The following is a 24,638-nucleotide window of genomic DNA, read 5'->3' on the forward strand; positions in this document are numbered from 1 at the left end:
TTAAAAATCAATGCAAGGAAATAGAGACTTAAAGTGACTTATCAGGAGTTGATGAAAGTCAAAAACATTCCATTGCGCGGCATGCCGACGTGGTAAAAAGTGGAATGAATTGAGGGCAAGCCCTCTCGACCGGCCCAAGGCCGGTCACCGCCGAATCAGCCGAAAAAGACCGAAACCTGGTTGCGGCCTTCGTGCTTCGCCCGATAGAGCGCCTGATCGGCGCAGCGCGTCAGATCATCCGGGGTCTTGCCGTGTTCGGGGTAAGCCGCAACCCCCAGCGAGATGGTAAAGCTAATCTGGAAATTGCCATGCGTCACCCGCAGCGCTTCAACCGCGCTCCGCCAACCCTGGGCACGCAGCATGGTCGTTTCCAAGGGCATGTTGGGCAACAGGATCAAAAACTCCTCGCCGCCATAGCGACAGGCCACGTCCTCGGTCCGAATGTCGGCCAACAGCGTCGAGGCAAGCATGCGCAACACTTCGTCGCCCACTTGGTGGCCGTAAGTGTCGTTAACCCGCTTGAAATGGTCGATATCCAGCATGACCAAGGAGAGCGGAATGCCTTCACGACGCGCCCGGGAAACCTCGCGCTCCAGGGTTTCATCGAGATAGCGCCGGTTATACAACCCGGTCAGGCTGTCGCGTACCGCCAATTCCTGCAGCGCAACCTGCAAGCGGCCAATTTCCTCGATCCGGGCGTGCAACTGGCGATTGGTTTCCCGCAAGGCACTTTCCACGGCCTTGCGCTCACTCACGTTGCGCGTAATGCCAAGAATTGTCCGCGCCACACCATCGGCATCCAGCAAGTAGCTGGAAACCACCTCGGTGGTGATGACATCACCGCTCTTGCACACCTGCTCCAGTTCGCTGACGACGACACTGGCCGCCTTGTCCCCCGCTGCAATCCGCCGCAGACGCTGGTCAATATCCCGCGCCGCGCGCGCCGCCGAATCCGGCGTCAGCCGCACATCCACCGGCTGCCCGACCATTTCTTCCGGCAAGTAGCCGGACAGTTCCTTGATGGCAGGACTGACGTAGGTATAGGTCCGACTGGGAATATCGAGCGTCCAGATCACATCATGACTATTCTCGGCCAGCATGCGGTAGCGGGCCTCGCTCTCCATCAATCGACTGGCGGTCAACTCTTCTTCCCGCTCGGCGCGCATGAGACGGATCAAAAGCAAGGACAATGACAAGAAAAGAAGAAGCGCCGCCACGCCCGCCATGGCAAAGGTCTGATGCCAGCCCGCCAGGTAATCCGCGGTCGCCAGGCCGGCTGTCACGTACAGCGGATATTCACCAACACGCCGAAACCCGTAAAGGCGCTCCACGCCGTCGGTGGTCGCTTGGAACCGGATAGTCCCAAACCCTTCCCCGGCCTCCAGCCTCATCTGCAACGGATTGTTTAGTAGCGCCCGGTTAACCTGCTCAGGCGCAAACGGCCGGCTCAGAATCAGCTTGCCCGCATCGGTACGGCGAACCGAAACGACCCCATTCTGGCCAATACCGGGCGCATCCAGCATTTGCGACATATGCGCAATGTCCAGCAGCGCCACCACCGCACCAAGCAGACCTCCCGAAGCATCACGTATCGGCAGCGCCGCCACTAGCGAAGAACGCCCGGACAGGCGATCGACGAGGACCTCCGAGAGGAAAAGCGAAATGTTCGAGCCTTCGGCAAAAAACCTGAAGTAGCTACGGTCACGAAAGCCCACCGACGGCGGCGAGGCATCCGGGGCATGGAGCAAATGGCCCGAAGCGTCGATCACGCGAAAACCCTGAACCTCCGGAAAGCGCCCTGAGTAATGCCGAAGCTCGCTGATGACGCTCTGGCGGAAACGCGCATCAGCGCCCGGTTTAAGGGCATCATGGGGCAAGGATGCGGCCAGACGCTCCAGATCGCCGTGCACCCGCCGCATTGTCAGCGCCAGTCGTGCCTCAAGAAGAGCGGAGGCTCCCAGCACCTCCGATTCAGCCTTTCGCTCTGCCTCCTGGCGTCCTTCCTGCAGCAAAAAAACCAGCAACGAGGCAATACCGAGCCAGGTCAATGCAAAGAATAGAAGCAAGCGCACCCTGGGAGGACCGAAAGTCCGAATGATCCATCCGCAGGAAGATTGCGAATCCATCAGGGAATCAGACCCCAGAAATTCCAGAACCAGCGAGAAATGGCCCGAGCGGAAAACCGCCGAGCCAGCAAGTGCTACTTGCTCTGACCAAGCTTCTGCTCGATGCGCGCCAGCGGCATGGCGCCTGGCACGCGCTCACCATCACTGAAGAACATGGTCGGCGTACCTGAGATGTTCAGCTTGCGACCGAACTCCTGATTCTTGGATACAGCGGACGTATCGCAATCTTCACGGCCCGACGGTGCCTTGCCCTCGACCATCCAGTCATTCCATGCTTTGGCGCGATCGGATGAGCACCAGATCTGCTTGGATTTGCGCACGGAGTCTTCGGAAAGAATCGGAAGCAAGAAGGTATAGACCGTAACGTTTTCCAGCTTCAACAAATCCTTGGCCAGGCGCTTGCAGTAGCCGCAGTTGGGATCCTCGAAGGTGGCCATCACCCGCTTGCCATCGCCGCGTACCTGCTTGATCGCCCGATCCAGCGGCAATTCGCTGAACTTGATCGCAGTCAGCTTTTTCATGCGCTCTTCAGTCACATTCTTCATCGTCTTACCATCGATCAGCGGCCCGACGATGATCGCCGTTCCCTTTTCGTCGGTATAGACAATGTTGCCATCTGCAAAGACTTCATACAGGCCAAGGTAACCAGACTTGGTCACACTCTCGACCCTGGCACCAAGCTTGGACTCCATCGACTTCTTGATATCAGCCTCGTCAGCCACGGCTTGCGCCCCAAAAGCAACGGCCAACACGAGAGGCAAGAACTTCTTCAACATTCGATTCTCCTAAAGGGCACCCAGCGCATATCGCGCCAAGGCATTTTTGACGAAGGGCAAGCCATTCGTCAGATTGAGACCAAAATTGCGCAACGGGCGCAACCCAGGCTGCGATTCCCGAAACAAGCGGCGCAAATTATCGGTCATTGTCTGCATCAACACGGTCTCTTCACGCCGGGCGCGCTGATACTTCTGCAGCAAACGCACCTCGCCAATATCTTCCCACGGTCGCGTTACAGCCAGCAGACAAGCCAACTCCCTGGCATCCTGAAAGCCGAGATTGATGCCGTGCCCGGACAAGGGATGAATACCATGCGCCGCATCGCCGACCAAAGCCAGGCGCGGAGCAACAGTCTGAGGCACACGCATCAATCGCAACGAAAAGGCCGCCGGAGACGTTAGCAACTCAAGCTTACCCAGAACTCGCTCACCAGCATCGGCAACTCTCTCGCAAAGCAATTCGGGAGGAAGGGCGCAAAGCTCGTCAGCATGTTGATCCGGCGTAGACCACACAATGGAAATGCGGTTTCCCGGCAACGGCAAATAAGCCAGCACGCCATCGTCCCGGAACCATTGAAAGGCCGTATTGCGATGTGTTTTCTCGGTGGAAAAATTGGCCACCAGGCCTTTTTCGCCATACGGCGTATTCACCGCCGAAAGCCCAGCCGCTGCGCGCACCCAGGAATCTCGACCATCGGCGCCAACCAGCAATCGAGCCGATAGCGTTGCACCGTCATTCAGTCGCAAAACGGCTGCATCGTGCCGGAACTCAAGCTGCTCGGGCCGAGCCGGACAAAATAGCGTGAGATTGCTTTGGCGCTTGGCGCTCTCCCAGAATTCACAGGCCATCAAGGCCGACTCCAGGATACAACCCAATTCGGCAACGCCAGTTTCAAAAGCCGAGAACTCCAGCTTGCCGCCACCATCGCCGCAAATCTGCATGGCGCGAATCGGCGCCATGCGCTCGGGGTCGAGATGGCGCCAAGCTCCGATCGAATCGAGGAAGGCCACATTCGCAGGGCTGATCGCGTAAATACGCGCATCCCACCCCTCGGGCCGACGTGGCGGCTGGTTTTCGACCAAGGCAATACGCAGCCGCGTGTCGCGCAGGGCCAAGGCCAGACTGGCTCCAGCCAAGCCACCACCAACAATAATCAGATCAAACTGCTGCATGCCGGCAATTATGCCGATTCAGGGAAATGTAACAAGCGCTCAGGCAGCAGGATTGCCGCCACCGCTACCGGACTGCGGCTTGTTTTGACGCGGACGACGATTGTTGTTCGTGCGCGGCCGATGCTTTTTCTGCTGAGGAGCACCGCCTCCCCCCGGATTGCCACCGCCCGGCTTGCTATGCTGCGAAGTATTACCTCGCCCGTGGCTGCCACCACCGCCGTGCGGCTCATTGCCGGAAATGCGGTTACCCGGCGCAAGCTGAATTTCCAGCTCGATAATTTCATCCCACTGCTCGTCAGTACGATCACGCTCCGGAACAGACAGGAGTTCGCGCAGACGGCGGCGGGTATCTACCTGCGGCGCGACAGCAACAGCAGGCGGGTTTTCTGGGGGATTTTCTGGATTGGAATCGTTCATTGGAAACCGAAAAAACGGAGTCCGTCAAAAACGAACTCCGCATTCATTAACATCGAATTACTTCTTCTTAGCAGCGCTTTTCTTGGCAGCAACGGAAGCCTTGAAAGCCGTACCTGCGGTGAACTTCGGCACCGTGGTCGCAGGAATCTTCAACGTTGCGCCGGTCTTGGGATTCTTGCCGGTGCGCGCTGCGCGCTTTGCGGACTTGAACGTACCGAACCCGACGAGAGTAACAGACTCTCCCTTGGTGACGGTCGCAACCACCGCGCCGATAATGGCAGACAACGCCTTGTCAGCAGCAGCCTTGGTGATACCAGCTTCTTTTGCAGCAACTTCGACCAGCTCGGATTTATTCATCTAAGTGCCTCCTGTTACCTATCAATGTTTAAGAAAACTGGCCGTCGGAACGGCAGCAGAGTAAAAGTAGCATACCTTTTTGAATAAGTGTTGGCCCCAAAGGGCCTATTTACGGGCAACTACGTGAATATTTGTATTATTCATACGCCCGCAACAATTCTGCGCGGAATAAACAAACCCGGCGCGGAGCCGGGTTTGTAGTAAGGCCTTTCAAAAAGCGATTACTTGCTCTCTGCTTTGGCTTCTTCCTTGACTGGTTCAGCCGATTTTTCACCGTGTGAAATCTCAAGCGCGCCCTCATTCTGCTTGCCGATATGCTGGTCGATCTGCGGCAACTGGTGGGCGATACCCTTGTGACAGTCGATACAGGTCTTGCCTTCGTCAAACGCCTTCGGATGCATGCGGGCCGGACGGTCGCCCTGCTCGGTGTAGTCCATGTAAGCGAAGTTATGGCAATTACGGCACTCGCGGGAATCAGACTTCTTCATGCGCGCCCATTCATTCTGGGCCAGCTCATGACGTTTCTTGTTGAACTTCTCCGGCGTATCGATAGTGCCGAGGATTTTGTGCAACACCTCGTTGGAAGCCTGAATCTTGCGAATCATCTTCGGCCCCCACTCCTTCGGCACGTGGCAATCCGGGCAGGTGGCACGGACGCCGGTACGGTTGGTGTAGTGCACCGTGTTCTGGTACTCCCGAAACACGTTCTCTTCCATCTCGTGACAGGAAATACAGAAGGATTCCTTGTTGGTAGCCTCCAGCGCCCAGTTAAAGCCGCCCCAGAAAACGATACCGGCAACAAACAGCAACAGGGCCGTCGTCACGCCAATGCGTTGAACCCAGGTGGGCATAAGATTCTTCAGACTCATCATTCCCCCTTCTTGGCGGCTGGTTTATAGGTATTCTCGACCAGCGGCTTGGCGTCGAACTGCGGCACATGGCACTGCATGCAGAAGTAACGGCGCGGCGAGATGTTCTTCAACTTGTTGTCCTCGCGGTCGAGGTAATGAGACTTGGCCACCTTGGTTGCACCGGTTTCCTCGGCGCGCTCCTTGGAGTGGCAGTCCATACACTTGTTGAAGTTCTGCGTGATGTTGTAGCCCTTGACGCTGTGCGGAATCAGCGGCGGCTGCTTCTGGAAGTTGCGCTGGATGTTGGACTGGTCCTTTTCCGGCTTGAACATATTGACCTTGGAGTTCCCCTCGATCGTCACGCCACCAATTTCGTTGACCAGTTCCTGTGCGCTGACCATGCCGATGCCGCCCAAGGCGATGCCGGCGGCCAAGGCCAGAGTGGTAATCAATTTCATCTTTTCACCTCCGAGAGGCGGCCGGCTTGCTGTGCCGACCGCTGTTCGTTGTTATCGTTGAATCAGGCCTTGGTCACCTTGACCGCGCACTTCTTGTAGTCCGTTTCCTTGGAAATCGGGCAGGTCGCATCAAGGGTCACCTTGTTAACCAGACGGCCGGCATCGAAGAATGGAATGAAGACCAGGCCACGGGGCGGCTTGTTGCGACCACGCGTTTCGACACGCATGACCACCTCGCCACGACGGGAGGCGATCTTGACCTCCATGCCGCGCTGCAGGCCACGGTCGCGAGCATCGTCCGGGTGCATGAATACCACGGCATCCGGGAAGGATTTATAGAGCTCCGGAACGCGGCGAGTCATCGAGCCGGTGTGCCAGTGTTCCAGAACGCGACCAGTACACATCCACAGGTTATATTCGGCATCCGGCATTTCTGGGGGATCCTGGTACGGCAGCGCGAAGATGACTGCCTTACCGTCCTTGTGGCCGTAGAACTTGATGCCCTCACCCTTCTTGACGTAGGGGTCGTAGCCTTCGCGGAAGCGCCACAGGGTTTCCTTGCCTTCGACCACCGGCCAACGCAGGCCGCGCGCCTTGTGATACTGATCGAATGGTGCCAGATCGTGACCATGACCACGACCAAACTTGGCGTACTCCTCGAACAGACCCTTCTGAATGTAAAAGCCAAGCATCTTGGAATCGTCGTTTTCGAAACCCGGCGCAGTTTCAGACAGCTTGTACTTGTTCACCACGCCGTTGGCGTAGAGGATGTCGAACAAGGTCTTGCCCTTCAGCTTGGCATCCTTGGCGATCAACTCGGCCGGCCACACTTCCTCAACCTTGAACCGCTTGGCAAATTCCATCACCTGCCAGACATCGGAGCGAGCCTCGCCCGGCGCCTTGACTTGCTGGCGCCAGAACTGGGTACGACGCTCGGCGTTACCGTAAGCACCTTCCTTTTCGACCCACATGGCAGTCGGCAGGATCAGGTCGGCGGCCATGGCGGACACCGTCGGGTACGGGTCGGACACGACGATGAAGTTCTCCGGCTTGCGCCAGCCCGGATACAGTTCTTCGTTGATGTTCGGACCGGCCTGCATGTTGTTGTTGCACTGCTGCCAGTAGAAATTGACCTTGCCGTCCTTCAGCGCACGGGCCATTGCGACGGCATGCAGACCAACCTTCGGGTTAATGGTGCCGTCCGGCAGCCCCCAGATTTCCTCGGTGTGCTTGCGGTGCTCCGGATTGGTAACGACCATATCGGCTGGCAGGCGATGGGAGAAGGTACCGACTTCGCGTGCCGTACCGCAGGCAGACGGCTGACCGGTCAGCGAGAACGGGCTGTTGCCGGGCTCGGAAATCTTGCCGACCAACAGGTGCACGTTGTAGATCATGTTATTGACCCACGTACCGCGCGTGTGCTGGTTGAAACCCATGGTCCAGAAGGAAACGCACTTGACCTTCGGGTCGGCATACAACTCGGCCATGGCGATCAGGTCTTTGGACGGCACGCCGGACAGCTTGGACACCTTGTCAGCCGTGTAGTCGGAGACGAATTTCTTGAATTCATCGAAGGTAATCGGCGTCGACTTGCCAGTATCCCCCTTCGGCTTACCATCTTCACCCGGATAACCGTTGCTGGTCGCTTTCTTTTCCAACGGATGGGTCGGACGCAGGCCGAAGCCAATATCGGTTTCGCCCTTCTTGAAATTGACGTGCTTGCTGACGAAGTCCTGATTGACCTTACCCGTCGTGATGATGTGATGACAGATGAAGTTCAGGATCGCCAGATCGGTATTAGGCTTGAACACCATCGGGATGTCAGCCAGTTCGAACGAACGGTGCTCAAAGGTGGACAGCACACCGACCTTGACGTTCTTGCTCGACAGCTTGCGGTCCGTAATGCGCGTCCACAGGATGGGGTGCATCTCGGCCATGTTCGAGCCCCACAGGAAGAAGGCATCGGCATGCTCGATGTCGTCGTAGCAGCCCATCGGCTCGTCGATACCGAAGGTGCGCATGAAGCCTGCAACAGCGGAGGCCATGCAATGGCGGGCATTGGGATCGAGATTGTTGGAGCGGAAGCCAGCTTTCCAAAGCTTGGAAGCGGCATAACCTTCCCAGATCGTCCATTGGCCCGAACCGAACATGGCGATACCGTCCGCTCCCTTGGCCTTGAGCGTCGCCTTGCACTTCTCTTCCATAATGTCGAAAGCCTGCTTCCAGGAAATCGGCTTGAAGTCACCGTTCTTGTCGAACTTGCCATCCTTCATGCGCAGCATGGGCGTCGTCAGACGGTCGGAACCGTACATGATCTTGGAGAGGAAGTAGCCCTTGATGCAGTTCAAGCCGCGGTTAACCGGCGCATCCGGGTCACCCTGAGTAGCGACCACACGGCCATCCTGAGTGCCCACCAGCACGCCGCAACCGGTGCCACAGAAGCGGCAAGCCGCCTTGTCCCAGCGGATATCGTCCTTGCCTTGGGCCAGCGCCGTTCCAGGAGCAGCCATGCCGGCCGCCGACATGGCTGCCGCGGCCGCATTGGCCTTGATAAAATCGCGTCGATTGAGTTTCACGCTTGTACCTCCTCGGTTTCTACTGATTCGTCGTCACTGTACTGATAGACCATGGCAACCGATGCGACACCGGGCAAACCGTGCAGGGTCACATACTTGTTGGCGGCCGACTCAAGATCGTCATCTTCCAGCACGACGACCATTTTCCCTTCCGGGGTCTCGGCATGAATCTCCAGGCCGGAAAGCTTGAGCAAAGCCTCGCGCGCCTCAGCCAGGCGACCGGGCGTTATATGCAAAATGGCACTGGAAATATTCATGCGGGACAACCTCCTGAAAATGCAGACGGCAGAACGAACTGCCACGGGGCGTAATCTCTCCGATTAGTAGGGGTATTCAATTGATTTGAGTCAACTCCACTCGCACGGATAACTCAATCTAGTACCAACGCCAAGAATTTGTTAATACTTTTTAACTACGCACCACAGGCAGAATCCGGCGAATCACGATTCCGATCAGCTATCGGCGGTATTAATGCAATCAATTGGAACAATCGCGAAGTCTTACCTATCATTCGATCTGTCTTCACCGCACAACTCACCCAAACCCAAGCAAGGAGAAACCCGATGTCGCTTATCAACACCCAGGTTCAACCGTTCAAGGCCCAGGCTTTCCATAACGGGAAGTTCATTGAAGTCACCGATGCCAGCCTGAAGGGCAAGTGGTCCGTGCTGATTTTCATGCCGGCCGCCTTCACCTTCAACTGCCCGACTGAAATCGAAGATGCCGCCAACAACTACGCCGAGTTCCAGAAGGCCGGCGCCGAGGTGTACATCGTCACCACCGACACCCACTTCTCGCACAAGGTCTGGCACGAAACCTCCCCGGCTGTCGGCAAGGCCCAGTTCCCGCTGGTCGGCGACCCGACCCACGCCCTGACCCGTGCCTTCGACGTGCATATCGATGAGGAAGGCCTGGCCCTGCGCGGCACCTTCGTGATCAATCCGGATGGCATGATCAAGACCGTTGAAATTCACTCCAACGAAATCGCCCGCGACGTTTCCGAGACCCTGCGCAAGCTGAAGGCCGCCCAATACACCGCCAGCCACCCGAACGAAGTCTGCCCGGCCAAGTGGAAGGAAGGCGAAAAGACTCTGGCTCCGTCGCTGGACCTGGTCGGCAAGATCTAAGCCCCAACCGCCAACAGAGATAAACAACAAAAAGAAACCCGCCGCTACCTGGCGGCGGGATTTCAGCGAAAAGCTGCGGCGCACCGCAGTTTTTCAGTGAAATTCAAAAACAGTTTCAAGGGAGAACAGCACCATGCTCGACACCGCCATCAAAGGCCAATTAAAGGCCTATCTCGAACGCCTGCAACGCCCCATCGAACTGGTCGCCACGCTGGACGACAGCGCCAAGGGCCAGGAAATGCGAGCACTGATCAACGACATCCTCGAATGTTCGAACAAGGTCAGCTTGCGCGAAAACGCCGGCTTCGCCCGTGTCCCCTCGTTCGCCGTCGGCCTGCCCGGCGAAACGCCGCGCATCCATTTTGCCGGCCTGCCGATGGGCCACGAATTCACCTCGCTGGTGCTCGCCCTGCTGCAGACCGGCGGCCATCCGCCCAAGGTTGAACAATCGGTCATTGACCAAATCAAGGCCCTGCCCGGCAGCTTTGACTTCGAGACCTACATCTCGCTGTCCTGCCACAATTGCCCGGACGTTGTGCAGGCACTGAATCTGATGGCCGTACTCAACCCCGGCGTCACCAGCACGATGATCGACGGCGCCATGTTCCAGGACGAAGTGAACTCTCGCCAGATCATGGCCGTGCCGACCACCTACCTGAACGATGCTGAATTCGGCGCCGGCCGCATGCTGATCGAAGAAATTCTGGCCAAGGTCGACACCGGCGCCGCCGCCCGCGCCGCCGAAGAACTCGGCAAGAAAGAAGCCTTCGATGTGCTCGTCGTCGGCGGCGGCCCGGCCGGCGCGGCAGCATCCATCTACGCTGCCCGCAAGGGCATCCGCACCGGCATCGTGGCCGAGCGTTTCGGCGGTCAGGTCATGGACACGCTGGGCATCGAAAACTTCATCTCGGTCAGCCACACCGAAGGCCCGAAGCTGGTCGCCTCGCTGGAGCAACACGTCAAGGAATACGACGTCGATGTGATGAACCTGCAACGCGCCAGCAAGCTGATTCCGGCCAGCGAAAATGGCGGTCTGATTGCGCTCGAACTCGAAAACGGCGCGAAGCTGCAGGCCAAGACGGTCATCCTCTCCACCGGCGCCCGCTGGCGTGAAATGAACGTACCCGGCGAGAAGGAATACAAGGCGAAGGGTGTCTGCTTCTGCCCGCACTGTGACGGCCCGCTGTTCAAGGGCAAGCGCGTTGCGGTCATCGGCGGCGGCAACTCCGGCGTCGAAGCGGCCATCGACCTGGCTGGCATCGTTGCTCATGTGACCCTGCTCGAATTCGCCGATACCCTGCGCGCCGATGCCGTGCTGCAAAACAAGCTCTACAGCCTGCCCAACGTCACGGTGATCAAGTCGGCGCAAACCACCGAAGTGACCGGCGACGGCCAGAAGGTCAACGGCATCACCTACAAAGACCGCGTTACGGAAGAAATCAGGCATGTCGAGCTCGAAGGCATCTTTGTCCAGATCGGCCTGCTGCCCAACACCGACTGGTTGAAGGGCACAGTAAACCTGTCGCGCTTTGGCGAAATCGAGATCGATGCCAAAGGTCACACCAGTGTGCCTGGCGTTTTCGCCGCCGGCGATTGCACCACCGTGCCCTACAAGCAGATCATCATCGCCATGGGGGCTGGCGCAACGGCTTCGCTGAGCGCTTTCGACCACCTGATCCGGACGTCGGCACCGACCTGATCCTAGCCGCTGCCAGAAAGACAAAAGGCCAACTCGCTGAGTTGGCCTTTTGCTTTTTTTGCGTGGTGGTGATGGGCAGAATCGAACTGCCGACCTATGGGTTATGAATCCATCGCTCTAACCGTCTGAGCTACATCACCACGCTCAGAGCAGAGGGCGCGGATTATAGTTGGCAGACGCTTGGCCGGTCAACCAAATTTCCAGTCGGTTATAATTCGGGACTTTTCCGCCGCCTGACTACCGAAGCGGCACCCACTGATTTATAAAGTAATTCCATGCCCAAAAAACTGTTCATCCGCACCTTTGGGTGCCAGATGAATGAGTACGACTCGGACAAAATGGCCGACGTACTCAACGCTTCCGAAGGTGTCATCAAGATCGACAACCCGGAAGAAGCCGACATCATCCTGTTCAATACCTGCTCGGTGCGCGAGAAAGCACAAGAGAAGGTTTTCCATGACCTCGGCCGTGTTCGCCACCTGAAGCAGCTGAATCCCAACCTGGTGATCGGCGTCGGCGGTTGTGTCGCCAGCCAGGAAGGCGATGCCATCGTGGCGCGCGCTCCCTATGTCGATATCGTCTTTGGTCCGCAGACGCTGCACCGTTTGCCGCAACTGATCGCAGAGCGCAAGGCCAAGGGCAAGGCGGCGGTTGATGTTTCCTTCCCGGAAATCGAGAAATTCGATGCCATGCCGCCATCTGAAATCAAGGGCGCCTCGGCTTTTGTCTCGATCATGGAAGGTTGCTCCAAGTTCTGCACCTTCTGCATCGTGCCCTACACCCGTGGCGGCGAGGTTTCTCGCCCGTTCAACGATGTGCTGACCGAAGTGGCCGATCTGGCGGCCCATGGCGTTGGCGAAGTGACGCTGCTCGGCCAGAACGTCAATGCTTATCGTGGCGACATGGAAGGCACCGAGGAAAAGGCTGATCTCGCCTTGCTGATCGAGTACATCGCCGAGATACCGGGTATCGAGCGCATTCGCTACACAACCTCGCATCCGCGCGAAATGACGCAGCGGCTGATCGACACCTATGCCACCCAGCCCAAGCTGGTCTCGCACCTGCACTTGCCGGTGCAGGCTGGCTCAGACCGTGTACTGGCAGCAATGAAGCGTGGCTACACAACACTCGAATACAAGTCGATCATCCGCAAGCTGCGTGCAGCACGGCCTGACATTTCGTTGTCGTCCGACTTCATCATCGGTTTTCCCGGCGAAACAGACGAGGATTTCGAGAAAACCATGAAGCTGATCGAGGATGTCGGCTTCGACAATTCCTTCTCCTTCATCTACAGCCCACGCCCGGGGACTCCTGCTCTCGATCTGGAAGACGCGACCCCGCCGGAAGTGAAATCAGCCCGCCTGAGCCGTCTGCAGAAGCGCATTGATGAAATGGCGCAAGTTATCAGCCAGGCCATGGTCGGCAGCATCCAGCGCGTGCAGGTCGAAGGCACCTCGAAAAAGGATGTGCACGAACTGGCAGGACGAACCGACAACAACCGCATCGTCAACTTTGCCGGCAACCCACGTCTGATCAATACCTTTGTCGATGTCCGCATCACGTCGTCCTTGTCGCACAGCCTGAGGGGCGAAATTGTCATCCGAGAAGACTAAACCGGCGCCGAAGCAGAAGCCGGTCGAACTGGCGCTGACACCGGTTGACAATGGCCAATTAGCCAATCTGTGCGGGCCACTGGACGAAAACATCCGGCAGATCGAAACCGGCTTTGACGTAGTAATCCGTCGCCGCAACGAACGCTTTTCGATCCTGGGCGAAAAGGCCCGCCTGACGGCGGATGCCATCCGGCACTTTTACGCCATGTCGCGGGCGCCGCTGTCGGTAGATGAAATCCAGCTCGGCCTGATCGAACTGACCAACGCGCCGGTCCGTCGGGTTTCGCAGCGCTCCGAAGGCCCAGTCGATGGCCCGCAACTGATCACCCGCAAGACAGACCTGCATGGCCGTACGCCACGTCAGGTGGCTTACCTGAAGGCCATTCAGGAACACGACATCACCTTCGGCATTGGCCCGGCCGGCACTGGCAAGACCTATCTGGCCGTTGCTTCCGCCGTCGATGCCTTCGAGCGCGACCTGGTCGAGCGCATCATCCTGACCCGGCCGGCCGTCGAAGCCGGCGAGCGCCTGGGCTTTCTGCCTGGCGACCTGACGCAGAAAATCGACCCCTATCTGCGCCCGCTCTACGACGCGCTGTATGACCTGATGGGCGCTGACCGCGTCGCCAAACTGTACGAAAAGCGCGCCATAGAAATCGCCCCGCTGGCTTTCATGCGCGGCCGCACCTTGAACCACGCCTTCATCATCCTCGACGAGGCGCAAAACACGACGCCGGAGCAGATGAAGATGTTCCTGACCCGCATCGGCATCGGCGCCAAGGCCGTCGTCACCGGCGACATCACGCAGATCGACCTGCCCAAGGGCCACAAGAGCGGCCTCAAGGAAGCGATCGACATCCTGGATGGGGTGCGCGGTCTGTCTTTCAACCACTTCAAGAAGGAAGATGTGGTGCGCCACCCGCTGGTCGCCCGCATCGTCGACGCCTATGAAAAACGCAGCCAGCCAACGACTTAATCTTTCGGTGCAATACGCCTGTAACCGTGAAGGGCTACCCTTGCGGGCGGATTTTGTGCGCTGGGCCCGGGCCGCACTGGTTGGCGGCGGCGAAATCACCATTCGGCTGGTCGACGCCGACGAAGGCCAGTCGCTGAACAAGGAGTATCGCAGCAAGGATTACGCGACCAACGTGTTGTCCTTTCCCTACGATACCGAGCCGGTGGTAATGGGCGACCTGGTCATCTGCCCGAGCGTCGTGGCGCGTGAGGCGGCCGAGCAGAACAAGCCGCTGGACGCCCATTACGCGCACCTGACGGTGCATGGTATGCTGCATTTGCAAGGCTGGGATCACGACAACGACGACGATGCCCAGGCAATGGAAGACGAAGAAAAGGAGATTCTCGCCGCCATGGGTTATCCAGACCCGTATGCGGTTTAAACATCATGGATAGTGACAGTAAACCGAGTTTTATCGAACGCCTGACCTCCCTGCTGCTGCGCGAACCTGAAGACCGCGAGCAGCTGATCAAGATTCTGCACAGCGCTTACGAGCGCAACCTGATGGACGCCGATGCGCTGACCATCATCGAAGGCGCGCTGGCCGCCTCCGAAACCCGCGTAACCGACGTGATGATCCCGCGAGCCCAGATGGACGCCATCGACATCGACGACCCGTTGGACGAAATCATTCCCATCGTCATCGAAGCCGCCCACTCGCGTTTTCCGGTCGTCGATGGCGACCGCGACAACGTCCTCGGCATCCTGCTGGCCAAGGATCTGCTGCGCGTCCACACCGAAAAAGACTTCACCCTGCGCGACTGGCTGCGCCCGGCCGTGTTCATTCCAGAATCCAAGCGCCTCAACGTGCTGCTGCGTGAATTCCGTGTTTCGCGCAACCACATGGCCATCGTCGTCAACGAATATGGCGGTGTCGCCGGCCTGGTCACCATCGAGGACGTGCTGGAACAAATCGTTGGCGACATCGAAGACGAATACGACTTCGACGAAGCCCACGACAATATTCGCCTCGATGCCTCCGGTCGTTACCGCGTCAAGGCACGCACCGAAATCGAGGATTTCAACGAGGCTTTCTCGACCAAATACTCCGACGACGAATTCGACACGGTGGGCGGCCTGATCCTGCGCCACCTCGGCCGCATGCCAAAGCGCAACGAAATCGTCGACATCGACGGCACGCGCTTCCAGGTGCTGCGTGCCGACAGCCGTCGGCTCTACACCCTGCTCGTCGACCAACCCAAACTACAGACCGGTGCCGACAAAGCGACTGCCTGACCGGTCGCTGCACCGCTTGGGCCTGGCGGCACTTGTCGGTGCCGCCAGCGTCCTGTGTTTTGCCCCATTTGGCCTGTTCTGGCTGGCCCCATTGGTCTGGTTTGGCTTGTTCACCCTGCTGCAGCGCACCGAATCCTCCCGCGAAGGCCTGCTCACCGGCCTGAGCTTCGGCCTCGGTTTCTTCCTGTGCGGCGTCTCCTGGGTTTACGTCAGCCTGTCGGTATTCGGCGGCATGCCGTGGTGGCTGGCCGGCCCGGCTGCCTTCCTGTTCTGCACGGTGATGGCGCTGTTCCCGATGTTGGCCGGCGGAATTTTCAAACGCTGGCAACCAGCCGATTTTTGGCAACAAGCACTGCTGTTCGCCGCCCTGCTCGCCGCCGGCGACTGGCTTAGAAGCTGGATTTTCACGGGCTTCCCCTGGCTGGCGGTCGGCTACTCGCAGGCGCCCCCCAGCCCCCTGGCCGGATTCGCCCCGCTACTCGGCGTATATGGTCTGTCACTGCTGGTCGCCCTGGCCGGCGCCCTGCTGCTGCGCTGGCGCATCGGCCTGGCCGGTATCGCGCTGCTCTCTCTCTCCGGCCTTGGCTTGCAGCAAGTTGAATGGACCCAGGCGCAAGGTGAGCCGGTCAGCGTGGCGCTGATCCAGGGCAACATCCCTCAGGAAATGAAATTCCGGCCGGAAGCCTTCATCCGCACACTGAACCTCTATCGCGAGCTGATCGACACCAACCCGGCCCAACTGACGCTGCTGCCTGAAACCGCCATGCCGGTCTTCATCGACCAGTTGCCAGGCGACTATCTCGATGCCCTCAAGGCCCTGGCCCAGCGCCAGGGCGGCGACCTGATCTTCGGCACCCTGACCGGCGACGGAAGCGCCTACTACAACAGCGCCGTCAGCCTCGGCAGCTCGCCGCTGCAGGTCTATAGCAAGAGCCATCTGGTGCCCTACGGCGAGTTCATTCCGCCCGGCTTCGCCTGGTTCATGGCCTACGCCAACATCCCGGCCTCGTCCTTCACCCGCGGCCCGGAAAAACAGGCGCCGCTCGCCGTGGCCGGCCAGAAAGTAGCGATCAACATCTGCTACGAAGACGTCTTCGGTAACGAGATCATTCGCCCCCTGCCGGAGGCCGGCATCCTAGCCAATCTGTCGAATACCGCCTGGTTCGGGCACTCGCTGGCTCAGCCCCAACACCTGCAGATCGCCCAGATGCGCGCCCTGGAAACCGGCCGCCCGATGCTGCGCGCCACCAACACCGGGATGACCGCCATCGTCGACGCCCGCGGCCGGATCAGCGCAGTGCTGCCGGCCTTTGAAACAGCTGTGTTGCGCGGCGAAGTTCGCGCCCACACGGGCATGACGCCCTACGGACGCTTTGGAGACTGGCCCGCAGTCGGCTTGATTGCGCTGATGCTTCTGCTAAGTCTGAAACGGAAGCGCTGACCACTCAAGGCTCAGGCGGCCAGTCGGGCGGCCCTGAAGCAAGGCAGACTACGCCGCCTTGAGGCGCTCAGCAAAAATCTGCCGCAGCTTCATCGCTTTGGGCGCAACCACTGCCATGCAGTAACCCTGGTAGGGATTCCGCCGAAAATACTGATGGTGGTAATCCTCAGCCACGAAGAAGGTAGTCGCCGGCGTGACCTCGGTCACGATGGGCGCACTCCAGACGCCTTCGGCATTGAGGCGGGCAATCATCGCCTCGGCCACGGACTGCTGGCCTGCATCGTGGAAATAGATGGCCGAGCGGTATTGCGTACCCACGTCATGCCCCTGACGATTCAGCGTTGTCGGGTCGTGAATGGTGAAGAAGGCGGTCAGCAAGGTTTCGAAATCGATGATTGCCGGATCGAATTCAATCTGCACGACTTCAGCATGGCCACTGTCGCCACGACAGACGGCTTCGTAAGTCGGCCGGGGGTCGTGCCCACCCATGTAACCGGGCAGCACGGCCACTACGCCTTCGAGTTGTTCGAAGGCGGCCTCCAGACACCAGAAGCAGCCACCGGCCAGCGTGGCGAGAGAATGAGCAGATTGCGACATGGGCTTCCCTGAATCCTAACGATGCCCTTCGGACCACGCGCTATGCCGATTGTTCCCTGGCATCGCTGGCGGCCAGGCCGCCGCAAGGATCAGGCGGCGCGAAGACGCTGTACCGCCTGCTCCAGGCGCTGCTTCTCAGCCAGCACCTTGCTTGAGTAGCGGCGACTGGCATCATTGGTTGCGCCGCCGAATTGCTGCAAGCCGTCTTCCAGACCGCCGTTGCGGCTGATCGATTCCTTGAGGACGCGGGCGCCGACCTGGACGTTGGTCACCGGATCAAGGAAAGAGGCTGCGTCTTCCGGCAACTTGTCGTGATGGAAACGCGGCACGACCTGCATCAGGCCCTGTGCCCCGAAAACGCTTTGCGAGAAGGGATTGAAGCCGGATTCGACACCAATCACCGCGATGATCAGCAGGGGGTCGAGATGCAATTCGCGACCAACCGCCTGGGCTGTGGCAAAAATTGGCATCAAGGCCTCGTCGGAGACGCGATAACGCCGGGAAACATAGTTCATGGCACCCCGCATGCGGGCGTTGAGCGAAGCTTCTTCAGGTTCAGGCTCTTCGGCGGATACTTCTTCCACCACGGAGGCTTCGGCATTGGGCAGAAGCGACTTGAAATTCTCGACCAGGTCGAGACGGCCGGTTTGTACGCCGATCAAGCCAACGATGAAAACAAGGCCCGCGATCATCAGGAACTTCTGGAGAAAATCGAGAGCTACGGTAGAGACGCGCTGCAGAGCAGACGGGAGAACGGTCGAAGCGATCATGTGACCTCCTTCACTGTTGCCACTGCGGAAAAAGACTCCGACAGCGAACGGTTACAGGGGGATACGACATCGGTCGGGCACAGAATGTCTTGTCGCCCGAATCCACAGAAAAGGCACGTTTGCGCCGGGAAATCCGATGTTGCACCGCAACATAAATTCCAGTTTATTGATTACATTGAATTAAGTCAAAACAAAGCCGCCAAATCGAAGGCAACAGTGTTGCACAGCAACAACACTTGATCAAAAACGGACCCCTGCCCAGGCGGCAAAATGCACGGCCCAAACGCGGCCAAAACCCAAGCTGGCGGGGCTCTGCCGAATCATGGCAAAAGCTAGTAAAATCACGGGTTTCCGCTTACACCGAGTGCGTCCGATGACGACCAGCAAGAAACCGACCTTCCAGGAAATCATCCTGCGTTTGCAACAGTACTGGAGCAACAAGGGCTGTGCCCTGCTTCAGCCCTACGACATGGAAGTTGGTGCCGGCACCAGCCACACCGCCACCTTCCTGCGCGCCATCGGCCCCGAGCCATGGAAAGCCGCCTACGTGCAGCCTTCCCGCCGCCCGAAGGACGGCCGCTACGGCGAGAACCCGAACCGCATGCAGCACTACTACCAGTTCCAGGTGGTGCTCAAGCCGGCGCCGGACAATATTCTCGAGCTCTACCTCGGCTCGCTCGAAGCCCTCGGTTTCGACCTCAAGAAGAACGACGTCCGTTTTGTCGAAGACGACTGGGAAAACCCGACGCTCGGCGCCTGGGGCCTCGGTTGGGAAGTCTGGATGAACGGCATGGAAGTGACGCAGTTCACCTACTTCCAGCAGGTCGGCGGCATCGACTGCAAGCCGATCACCGGCGAAATCACCTACGGTCTTGAGCGTCTGGCCATGTACCTGCAGGGCGTCGAGAACGTCTTCGACCTGACGTGGACGGAAGGCCTGACCTACGGCGACGTCTATCACCAGAACGAAGTCGAGCAATCGACCTACAACTTCGAGCACTCCGACGCCGATTTCCTGTTCACCGCCTTCGGTGCGCACGAAAAGCAGGCCCAGCACCTGATGGGCGCCCAACTGGCGCTGCCGGCCTACGAGCAAGTGCTGAAAGCCGCCCACACCTTCAACCTGCTCGACGCCCGTGGCGCCATTTCGGTCACTGAGCGCGCCGCCTACATCGGCCGCATCCGCAACCTGGCCCGTGCCGTGGCGCAAGCCTATCTCGACAGCCGCGCCCGCCTCGGCTTCCCGATGGCGCCGAAGGAATGGGCGGCCGAAGTGCTGGCCCAGATTGAAAAGAAAGCTGCCTGATGACCCCCGGTCACGTCATTCCCGCACCCCAAGGGCACTTCCCTTGGTGCACAAAAACGGGAATCCAGACGCCCCGAACAACCATGGATTCCCGCCTGCGCGGGAATGACAGGAAACAAGCATGAGCACTACGAAAAACCTTCTCGTTGAACTGTTCGTCGAGGAACTGCCGCCCAAGGCGCTGAAGAAGCTCGGCGAAGCCTTCTCTGCCGCGCTGGCCAACTCCCTGAAAAATGCCGGTCTGGCCCCGGCGACGGCCAGCGTCACTGCCTACGCCTCGCCACGGCGCCTGGCCGCCCACGTCACCGAAGTTGCCGCTGTGGCGGCCGACAAGCCGGTCGCCCAGAAGCTGATGCCCGTTGCTGTCGGCCTCGACGCCGCCGGCAATGCCACACCGGCCCTGCTCAAGAAGCTGGCCGCCCTGGGTGCCGATGCCTCCGTGGTCGCCAGCCTGCGTCGTGAAAACGATGGCAAGGCCGATGTGCTGTTCTTCGACAGCCTGGCCAAGGGAGCTACGCTGGCGGAAGGCCTGCAGAAGGCCATCGAGGCCGCATTGGCCGCGCTGCCGATCCCCAAGGTCATGACCTACCAGTTGCAGGATGGCTGGAGCAGCGTCAATTTCGTCCGTCCGGCGCATGGCCTGGTCGCCTTGCATGGCAGCGATGTCGTGCCGGTCGCCGTACTCGGCCTGAATGCCGGCCGTGAAACGCGCGGTCACCGCTTTGAAGCGGCCGTCGATCCGGTCGTCTTTGGCAATGCCGATGAATACGCCGCCAAGCTGGCCACCGATGGCGCCGTGATCGCCTCGTTCGCCGAGCGCCGGGCCGAAATCGCCCGCCAACTTGAAGCCGCAGCCGCCCAGGCCGGCGGCAAGCCGATCGACGACGACGCCCTGCTCGACGAAGTGACTGCACTGGTCGAGCGCCCTAATGTGCTGATCGGCCAGTTCGAACAGGAATTCCTCGCCGTGCCGCAGGAATGCCTGATCCTGACCATGAAGGCCAACCAGAAATACTTCCCGCTGCTCGACGCCACCGGCAAGCTGACCAACAAGTTCCTGGTCGTCAGCAACATCAGCCCGGAAGATGCGTCGGCCGTGATCGGCGGCAACGAGCGCGTCGTCCGCCCGCGCCTGGCCGATGCCAAGTTCTTCTTTGACCAGGACCGCAAGAAATCGCTAATGGACCGTATTCCCGGTCTGTCCAAAGTTGTGTATCACAACAAATTGGGTACCCAAGGCGAACGTACGGAACGTGTTGCAGCAATTGCACGCGCCATTGCAAACGAATTATGCGATGTTGAGTTGGCCCACAAAGTTAACGAAGCAGCCCTGTTATCAAAAACTGACTTGCTGACCGACATGGTCGGCGAATTCCCGGAACTGCAGGGCATCATGGGGCGCTATTACGCTCTGAACGATGGCCTTCGCCCCGACGTCGCCGATGCCATAGAAGACCACTATAAGCCACGCTTTGCCGGCGATTCATTGCCGCGCAACCTAGTCGGCACCGTCGTCGCCCTCGCCGACAAACTGGAAACCCTGGTCGGCATGTTCGGCATTGGCCAGATCCCGACCGGCGACCGCGACCCGTTCGCGCTGCGCCGCCATGCTCTGGGGGTCATCCGCATGCTGGCCGAGAGCAATCTCAACTTGCCTATCGACAAACTGTTCAATTGCGTCTTTGCCCAGTTCAACGGCATTGAGGGCTTCCAGCTCAACATCAACGCCCTCTACGATTTCATCTACGACCGCCTCGCCGGCAACCTGCGTGAGCAGGGTTACACGGCACAGGAAGTTGATGCCGTAGTCTCGCCACAACCCAAACGTCTGGGCGACATTCCAAAGCGCTTGGCTGCCGTACGCGCCTTTGCCGCGCTGCCGGAAGCCGCCGCGCTGGCCGCCGCCAACAAGCGGGTTAGTAACATCCTGAAAAAACTCCCCATTTGGCCGCAAGCAGACATCGATAATGCATTGCTCGTTGAAGCTGCCGAAATATCCTTGTATGCCGCACTATCGAACGTCGTCCCGCAAGCAGACATCGCCTTCAACACCGGCGACTACACCGAGTCGCTGCAGGCTCTGGCCGCGCTGCGGGCGCCGGTCGATGCCTTCTTCGATGACGTGATGGTCAATGCCGAAGACCCGGCCCTGCGCGCCAACCGTCTCGGCCTGCTCGCCAAGCTGCATGCGGCGATGAACCAGATCGCCGATATCTCCAAGCTGTCCGCCTAAAAGCAGGAAGGCCGCCATGCCCACAAAACTCGTCATCCTCGACCGCGACGGCGTCATCAATTTCGACTCGGCCCAGTTCATCAAGAACCCGGCCGAGTGGAAGCCGATTCCCGGCAGCCTGGAAGCCATCGCCCGCCTCAGCCAGAGCGGCTACAAGGTGGTCGTGGCAACCAACCAGTCGGGGGTTGGGCGGGGTTTGTTCGACATGGAAACGCTGAACCAGATCCACACCAAGATGCACAAGGCCGTGGTGGCGCTGGGCGGGCGGATCGATGCCATTTTCTTCTGCCCGCACGCCGCCGATTCGCAGTGCGATTGCCGCAAGCCGAAACCCGGCATGTTCAAGCGCATCTCCGAAACGCTGAATATCGACCTCAAGGGCGTCCCCGCCGTCGGCGACTCGCTGCGCGACCTGCAGGCCTGCGCCGCAGCCGGTTGCCTGCCGATGCTGGTACTGACCGGCAAGGGCGAGAAGACCAAGGCGGATGGCGACCTACCGGAAGGCACGCTGGAATTCCGCGATCTCTCCGCCGCCGTCGATGCCATCCTCAAGGAAACCACGGCATGAAGACCCTGCGTTCCAGCGTCTTCATGGCCTATGCCATCGTCTGGTCGATCCTGACCGCACCGCTCGTCGTCATCGCTGCACTGGCCCTGCGCGGCCTGTGGGGCTACCGCTTCGGCAAGCTGTGGCGCCTCGGCATCCAGTTCGGCGTCGAGAATATCCTCGGCATCCGCCCCAAGGTCATCGGCCTCGAAAACATGCCGCAGGAGCCCTGCGTCATTCTCGCCAAGCATCAGTCCGCCTGGGAAACGATGACGCTGCAGGACACCGTGCCGAACGGCGCCTACTGCGTTTTCGTGCTAAAGAAGGAATTGCTCAAGGTGCCACTGGTCGGCTGGGGTCTGGCTGCGATGAAGATGATCTCCATCGACCGCACCGCCGGCAAGGATGCGCTGGACCAGGTCGTCATCCAGGGGCGCGAACGCCTCAAGCAAGGCTTCTATGTCATCCTCTTCCCGGAAGGCACGCGTGTCGCGCCGGGCCAGAAGAAACGCTACAAGCCGGGCGGCGCCTATCTTGCCACCCGCGTTGGCTGCAAGGTCGTGCCGATTGCCCACGATGCCGGCGAACTCTGGCCGCGTCAGGCCTTCCTGAAAACGCCAGGCACCGTCACCGTCAGCATCGGCCCGGCCTTCGACGCCACCGGCATGACCGAGGCCGAGGTCAACCAGAAGGCCGAAGCCTGGATCGAAGAAGAGATGCACCGCATTTCGCCGCACCGTTACTCGGATGCCCAGCACAACGCCACCTGAAACGAGCCACCGCATCGCCATTGGCGGTGCGGACGTATCGTATCAACTGCGGCGCAGCCAGCGGCGCACCATCGGCCTGAGCATCGACCACCGCGGCCTGCGGGTCGGCGCCCCGACCAGGGCCCGGATCGGCGATATTGAAAAACTGATTCACCAGCACGGCGACTGGGTGCTCGACAAACTGGCCGCGTGGCGCGACCGCCCGGCGCCCGGCAAACTGGAAATCACCGACGGCACGATCATTCCCCTCCTCGGCGAGCCGCTGACCATTGCGCTGACCAGCGTTGGTCGCTCCCGCTGGCAGTTCGGCCCCGGCACCCTCTACCTCCATCCGGTCAATGCCGGTGCCACCAAGGCTTTACTCGAAAAGGCCCTGCGCGAGAAAGCGCGTGCCGTCTTTGCCGAGCGCCTGCAAATCCACGCCCCCCGGCTCGGTGTCGCAACGCCGCCCTTGCGGCTTTCCTCGGCCCGTACTCGCTGGGGCAGTTGCAACCACCGAGGCGACATTGCGCTGAACTGGCGGCTCGTCTTCATGCCGCTGCCGGTGATCGATTACGTCGTCTGCCATGAATTGGCGCACCTCAAGGAAATGAACCACAGCCCGCGTTTCTGGTCTGTGGTGGAACAACTCTGCCCGGACTGGAAAGCGCGCCGCCTCGAACTGCGCCAGCAGGCAAAGCTGGTGGCCAGTTATTAGTCGCCAGTCTTTAGCCAAACCACCGGGCACCACGGCGTCCCAAACTTCGCTAACATCTGACGACCACCTACTACCGACCAAAAAACCATGCGCATTCTGCACACCATGATCCGCGTCGGCGACCTCGACAAATCGATCGCCTTCTACACCGAAATCCTCGGCATGCAACTGATTCGCCGCCAGGACTATCCGGAAGGCCGCTTCACGCTGGCCTTCGTCGGTTACGGCCCCGAAGACAAGGAAGCCGTGCTCGAACTGACCCACAACTGGGATACGCCATCCTACGAACTTGGTAACGGCTTCGGCCATGTCGCCCTTGCGGTGCCCGATGCCGCCGCGGCCTGCGCCGGGATCAAGGCCCGTGGCGGCAAGGTGGTCCGGGAGGCCGGGCCGATGAAACATGGCAGCACGATCATCGCCTTCGTCGAAGACCCGGACGGCTACAAGATCGAGCTCATACAAGCGAAATCGGTCTCCTGACCGACAAGGCGCCGCTTCAAGCGAATGCTGTTCAGTTAGTGGAAAACCTCTGGGGTTTGTCGTTCCCGCGGCCTCGACACACCTGGGACTCCGCTTCGCGGCGGGCGAAGCGGGAACCCAGCAAATGTGTGATGCCTGGATTCCCGCCTGCGCGGGAATGACGCTTAACTGAACCGTATTGACCGCCTCAAGCACCTGTTTGCCAGCACCGCGGCCAAGCTGCGGCGCCTGCCTCAGCCATCGACAGCAAGACCGGGGACCGATTGCCCCTTGCCATCCCCGTCGAGCGCCAGACAGCAATACAGCCAGCGATGTCACGCAACTGAAACATGATCGTCATCGTGTCGGCGTATCGTCAGTCTACCGGCCAATC

The 24,638-nt window shown here is 59.6% G+C and carries 24 protein-coding genes and 1 tRNA gene; 13 read left to right on the forward strand and 12 right to left on the reverse strand.

The window, feature by feature from the left end; translation table 11 throughout:
* Positions 1-155: 155 nt before the first annotated feature.
* From KI617_RS16505 to KI617_RS16545, 9 genes are all read right to left on the reverse strand, one after another.
* Positions 156-2,066 carry a diguanylate cyclase gene (locus KI617_RS16505; protein ID WP_226448117.1) on the reverse strand — a complete coding sequence of 637 codons (1,911 nt, stop codon included), beginning with the start codon at positions 2,064-2,066 and terminating at the stop codon, positions 156-158.
* A 134-nt stretch (positions 2,067-2,200) separates the two neighbouring features.
* On the reverse strand, positions 2,201-2,902 hold the full coding sequence (locus tag KI617_RS16510; protein ID WP_226448119.1) for a DsbC family protein: 702 nt from the start codon (positions 2,900-2,902) through the stop codon (positions 2,201-2,203).
* A gap of 9 nt (positions 2,903-2,911) precedes the next feature.
* Positions 2,912-4,075 (reverse strand): UbiH/UbiF family hydroxylase, encoded by a 1,164-nt coding sequence (locus KI617_RS16515; RefSeq protein WP_226448121.1) that lies wholly within the window; start codon positions 4,073-4,075, stop codon positions 2,912-2,914.
* Positions 4,076-4,114: 39 nt separating this feature from the next.
* Positions 4,115-4,492: a hypothetical protein gene (locus KI617_RS16520; protein ID WP_226448123.1), complete on the reverse strand. Its 378-nt coding sequence runs from the start codon at positions 4,490-4,492 to the stop codon at positions 4,115-4,117.
* Positions 4,493-4,549: 57 nt separating this feature from the next.
* Positions 4,550-4,849 carry an HU family DNA-binding protein gene (locus KI617_RS16525; RefSeq protein ID WP_226448125.1) on the reverse strand — a complete coding sequence of 100 codons (300 nt, stop codon included), beginning with the start codon at positions 4,847-4,849 and terminating at the stop codon, positions 4,550-4,552.
* Between the two features lie 221 nt (positions 4,850-5,070).
* Positions 5,071-5,700, reverse strand: a complete 630-nt coding sequence (locus tag KI617_RS16530) for a NapC/NirT family cytochrome c (RefSeq protein WP_226448127.1) — start codon at positions 5,698-5,700, stop codon at positions 5,071-5,073.
* A gap of 17 nt (positions 5,701-5,717) precedes the next feature.
* Complete coding sequence (locus KI617_RS16535) at positions 5,718-6,158, reverse strand: nitrate reductase cytochrome c-type subunit (protein WP_226448129.1); 441 nt, start codon at positions 6,156-6,158, stop codon at positions 5,718-5,720.
* A gap of 62 nt (positions 6,159-6,220) precedes the next feature.
* Positions 6,221-8,734, reverse strand: a complete 2,514-nt coding sequence (gene napA / locus KI617_RS16540; protein ID WP_226448131.1) for a nitrate reductase catalytic subunit NapA — start codon at positions 8,732-8,734, stop codon at positions 6,221-6,223.
* Positions 8,731-8,991, reverse strand: coding sequence for a chaperone NapD (locus tag KI617_RS16545; protein WP_226448133.1), 261 nt, complete (start codon positions 8,989-8,991; stop codon positions 8,731-8,733). Before KI617_RS16545 ends, napA begins: the two co-directional genes overlap by 4 nt.
* 306 nt (positions 8,992-9,297) lie before the next feature.
* On the opposite strand from KI617_RS16545, the gene ahpC reads away from it, so the two are divergent.
* Together ahpC and ahpF are read left to right on the forward strand one after the other, a co-directional pair.
* Positions 9,298-9,861: an alkyl hydroperoxide reductase subunit C gene (gene ahpC, locus KI617_RS16550; protein WP_226448135.1), complete on the forward strand. Its 564-nt coding sequence runs from the start codon at positions 9,298-9,300 to the stop codon at positions 9,859-9,861.
* 133 nt (positions 9,862-9,994) lie between these two features.
* Positions 9,995-11,560 (forward strand): alkyl hydroperoxide reductase subunit F, encoded by a 1,566-nt coding sequence (gene ahpF / locus KI617_RS16555; RefSeq protein WP_226448137.1) that lies wholly within the window; start codon positions 9,995-9,997, stop codon positions 11,558-11,560.
* A 63-nt stretch (positions 11,561-11,623) separates the two neighbouring features.
* Here ahpF and KI617_RS16560 read toward each other — a convergent pair.
* Positions 11,624-11,700, reverse strand: a tRNA-Met gene (locus tag KI617_RS16560).
* A 135-nt stretch (positions 11,701-11,835) separates the two neighbouring features.
* Between KI617_RS16560 and miaB the strand changes: the two genes are divergently transcribed.
* From miaB to lnt, 5 genes are read left to right on the forward strand one after another with little or no spacing between them, the layout of a single operon-like run.
* Positions 11,836-13,173 (forward strand): tRNA (N6-isopentenyl adenosine(37)-C2)-methylthiotransferase MiaB, encoded by a 1,338-nt coding sequence (gene miaB / locus KI617_RS16565; protein WP_226448139.1) that lies wholly within the window; start codon positions 11,836-11,838, stop codon positions 13,171-13,173.
* A complete protein-coding gene (locus KI617_RS16570) occupies positions 13,154-14,149 on the forward strand; it encodes a PhoH family protein (protein WP_226448141.1) in 996 nt (331 codons plus the stop codon). The genes miaB and KI617_RS16570 overlap by 20 nt, the downstream gene beginning before the upstream one ends.
* Complete coding sequence (gene ybeY, locus KI617_RS16575; protein WP_226448143.1) at positions 14,121-14,570, forward strand: rRNA maturation RNase YbeY; 450 nt, start codon at positions 14,121-14,123, stop codon at positions 14,568-14,570. Before KI617_RS16570 ends, ybeY begins: the two co-directional genes overlap by 29 nt.
* A gap of 5 nt (positions 14,571-14,575) precedes the next feature.
* Positions 14,576-15,424, forward strand: a complete 849-nt coding sequence (locus KI617_RS16580) for an HlyC/CorC family transporter (RefSeq protein ID WP_226448145.1) — start codon at positions 14,576-14,578, stop codon at positions 15,422-15,424.
* Positions 15,402-16,865 carry an apolipoprotein N-acyltransferase gene (gene lnt / locus KI617_RS16585; protein WP_226448147.1) on the forward strand — a complete coding sequence of 488 codons (1,464 nt, stop codon included), beginning with the start codon at positions 15,402-15,404 and terminating at the stop codon, positions 16,863-16,865. Before KI617_RS16580 ends, lnt begins: the two co-directional genes overlap by 23 nt.
* 48 nt (positions 16,866-16,913) lie before the next feature.
* Here the strand turns inward: lnt and msrA are convergent, their stop codons facing one another.
* A complete protein-coding gene (gene msrA / locus KI617_RS16590; protein ID WP_226448149.1) occupies positions 16,914-17,462 on the reverse strand; it encodes a peptide-methionine (S)-S-oxide reductase MsrA in 549 nt (182 codons plus the stop codon).
* An 89-nt stretch (positions 17,463-17,551) separates the two neighbouring features.
* A complete protein-coding gene (locus tag KI617_RS16595) occupies positions 17,552-18,232 on the reverse strand; it encodes a transglycosylase SLT domain-containing protein (protein WP_226448151.1) in 681 nt (226 codons plus the stop codon).
* Between the two features lie 373 nt (positions 18,233-18,605).
* On the opposite strand from KI617_RS16595, the gene glyQ reads away from it, so the two are divergent.
* The 6 genes from glyQ (at position 18,606) to gloA (ending at position 24,265) form a co-directional block, all read left to right on the forward strand.
* Positions 18,606-19,538 (forward strand): glycine--tRNA ligase subunit alpha, encoded by a 933-nt coding sequence (gene glyQ, locus KI617_RS16600; protein WP_226448153.1) that lies wholly within the window; start codon positions 18,606-18,608, stop codon positions 19,536-19,538.
* Positions 19,539-19,659: 121 nt separating this feature from the next.
* On the forward strand, positions 19,660-21,771 hold the full coding sequence (glyS, locus tag KI617_RS16605; RefSeq protein ID WP_226448155.1) for a glycine--tRNA ligase subunit beta: 2,112 nt from the start codon (positions 19,660-19,662) through the stop codon (positions 21,769-21,771).
* Positions 21,772-21,787: 16 nt separating this feature from the next.
* Positions 21,788-22,339 (forward strand): D-glycero-beta-D-manno-heptose 1,7-bisphosphate 7-phosphatase, encoded by a 552-nt coding sequence (gene gmhB / locus KI617_RS16610; RefSeq protein WP_226448157.1) that lies wholly within the window; start codon positions 21,788-21,790, stop codon positions 22,337-22,339.
* Positions 22,336-23,088 (forward strand): lysophospholipid acyltransferase family protein, encoded by a 753-nt coding sequence (locus KI617_RS16615; RefSeq protein WP_226448159.1) that lies wholly within the window; start codon positions 22,336-22,338, stop codon positions 23,086-23,088. The genes gmhB and KI617_RS16615 overlap by 4 nt, the downstream gene beginning before the upstream one ends.
* Positions 23,066-23,785, forward strand: a complete 720-nt coding sequence (locus KI617_RS16620; protein ID WP_226448161.1) for a M48 family metallopeptidase — start codon at positions 23,066-23,068, stop codon at positions 23,783-23,785. Before KI617_RS16615 ends, KI617_RS16620 begins: the two co-directional genes overlap by 23 nt.
* Positions 23,786-23,872: 87 nt before the next feature.
* Positions 23,873-24,265, forward strand: a complete 393-nt coding sequence (gloA, locus tag KI617_RS16625) for a lactoylglutathione lyase (RefSeq protein ID WP_226448163.1) — start codon at positions 23,873-23,875, stop codon at positions 24,263-24,265.
* The last annotated feature ends 373 nt before the right edge of the window (positions 24,266-24,638 follow it).

Source organism: Ferribacterium limneticum, assembly GCF_020510625.1.
GTDB lineage: Bacteria > Pseudomonadota > Gammaproteobacteria > Burkholderiales > Rhodocyclaceae > Azonexus > Azonexus limneticus_A.